Below are 1,968 nucleotides of genomic sequence, written 5' to 3'. Positions count from 1 at the left end.
ACCGGTGGGGTGTGCGCACCGCGCGGGCAGGTCCGGCGCGCCGAATACGGTGACGCCCGGCACGAGCGCGGCCTCGGCGGCGCTGGCGAGCGGCAGGTACAACTCGGGGGCGTTCGACGTGGCGGCGGAGCGCGTCTCCGGGCCGGCCCGTTGGCCACCGTTGCCTGAACCGGCGAGCGTGCCGGAACCCAAGCCGGAACCCACACCACTTTCCGCAGACTGCCAATCCCGCGCGACCCCGCACGCCATCGCGAACGCGCCGCGCATCGGCCGCAGCGCGCCGGTCAGCGACAGTTCGCCCGCGAATTCGCGGCCGGCCAGCGCGTCGGCCGGGATCTGGCCGTTCGCGGCGAGGATGCCGAGCGCGATCGGCAGGTCGAACCGCCCCGATTCCTTTGGCAGGTCGGCCGGCGCGAGGTTGACGGTGATGCGGCGCACGGGGAATTCGAAGCCGCAGTTCTGCAGCGCGGCACGGACGCGCTCGCGGCTTTCGCGGACTTCGAGATCGGGCAGGCCGACGATCGAGAACGACGGCAGCCCGTTGGCGAGATGCACTTCGACGGTGACGTCCGGCGCACGGCCGGAGGCGGGCGCGCGACTGCGCACCACGGCGAGCGACATGGCGAGGCTCCTGGTAAACAAGACGGACGACGGCCGTTCGGGGCCGCATGCCGCGGGAATCGGAGAAATCGGTGCGCGCGTGCCGGCGTGGCGCGGGGAAAGAACGAGGAACAGCGGAACGACGGACTGCGAAGAGCGAGGGACAGCGAAGAGCGGGGGTGCTGCGGAGAACGACGGACGACGAAGAGCGGGGACGACTTCAGTGCATCAGTGCTTCAGTGCTTCGGGGGCGGCGGGCGCGGGCTGCACGAGGCGGCCCGCGCCCGGACCTTGCGGCCGGGTGGGGCGTCAGGCTTGCGGTGCGGCGAGCTTCTGCTCGAGTTCCGCGACGCGTTTCTCGAGTTCCTCGAGGCGCACGCGGGTGCGGGCGAGCACCTGCGCCTGCGTGTCGAATTCCTCGCGCGTGACGAGATCGAGTTTCGAGAAGCCTTGCGACAGCATGGCCTTCACGTTGCGCTCGACGTCCTTGGCCGGCGAGTTTTTCAGCAGATCGCTGACGCGCGACTGCAGATCGTTGAAAACGTCGCTGGGTTGCTTCATGTGATTCCCCTTCCTTGCACAAAAAATGTGCATCTTCAGTTGCGTACGTGCCCATGATGCACGCATGACCGGAAATGGTGCGCCCTGGGCGCGAATTCCGGGCATGGCGCCCGCATGGGTGAATGGCCCGGGGATCCGGGACGTGCGTGCACTCTAGCAACGATCCTTTCGCCGCGCCAGCAAACCGGGCCACGTTGGCCATTCGGCCGGGCTTCCGCACCTTACATCACGGGATGCGACCCCTTGATGAAGCCCTTTGAAACGGTGCGCGAACCGACATGGCATGCGAGTTGCTGAGAAGAGTCCGTTACAACATTCCAACCAATTCGACGGGACAACCCAGCGAGAGGACTTCATGAAACTCATTACCGCAATCATCAAGCCGTTCAAGCTCGATGAGACGCGCGAAGCGCTGTCTGCGCTTGGCGTCTCGGGCATCACGGTGACGGAGGTGAAAGGGTTCGGACGCCAGAAGGGGCACACCGAGCTGTACCGCGGCGCCGAATACGTGGTCGATTTCCTGCCGAAGATGAAGATCGAGGCAGCCGTGTCCGACGATCTCGTCGACCAGGCGGTCGAGGCGATCGAGCGGGCCGCGCGCACGGGCAAGATCGGCGACGGCAAGATCTTCGTCACGGCGATCGAACAGGTGATCCGGATTCGCACCGGGGAGACCGGCGCAGACGCGCTGTAACAGAACAGACAAGACAAGCGACAAGAGGAAACCCAAGATGCGCAAACTTCTGATGTCCCTGCTGATGGCCGGCTCGCTGATCGCGGCCGGCGAGCCGGCCGCGATCAGCGAGA

At 66.6% G+C, this 1,968-nt stretch carries 3 protein-coding genes; 1 reads left to right on the top strand and 2 read right to left on the bottom strand.

Going from position 1 to position 1,968, the window contains the following annotated elements; genetic code table 11:
- Positions 1-621 (bottom strand): magnesium chelatase domain-containing protein (locus G3N93_RS38940; protein WP_277396609.1); only part of this gene is annotated, 621 nt, incomplete at its 3' end.
- A gap of 288 nt (positions 622-909) precedes the next feature.
- Positions 910-1,161, bottom strand: a complete 252-nt coding sequence (locus G3N93_RS38935) for an accessory factor UbiK family protein (protein ID WP_006489451.1) — start codon at positions 1,159-1,161, stop codon at positions 910-912.
- A gap of 355 nt (positions 1,162-1,516) precedes the next feature.
- Between G3N93_RS38935 and G3N93_RS38930 the strand changes: the two genes are divergently transcribed.
- Positions 1,517-1,855 (top strand): P-II family nitrogen regulator, encoded by a 339-nt coding sequence (locus tag G3N93_RS38930; RefSeq protein ID WP_027789049.1) that lies wholly within the window; start codon positions 1,517-1,519, stop codon positions 1,853-1,855.
- Positions 1,856-1,968 lie beyond the last annotated feature (113 nt).

The sequence above is a fragment of the Burkholderia sp. Se-20378 genome (genome assembly GCF_017104665.1).
Lineage (GTDB): Bacteria > Pseudomonadota > Gammaproteobacteria > Burkholderiales > Burkholderiaceae > Burkholderia > Burkholderia lata.
The sequence above is the reverse complement of the archived record's forward strand: the minus strand, read 5'-3'. Positions and strand labels throughout refer to the sequence as shown.

Excerpts from the sequence above, each read along its gene's own strand:
- G3N93_RS38935 (WP_006489451.1), bottom strand. The coding sequence starts at position 1,161 with ATGAAGCAACCCAGCGACGTTTTCAACGATCTGCAGTCGCGCGTCAGC.
- G3N93_RS38930 (WP_027789049.1), top strand. The coding sequence starts at position 1,517 with ATGAAACTCATTACCGCAATCATCAAGCCGTTCAAGCTCGATGAGACG.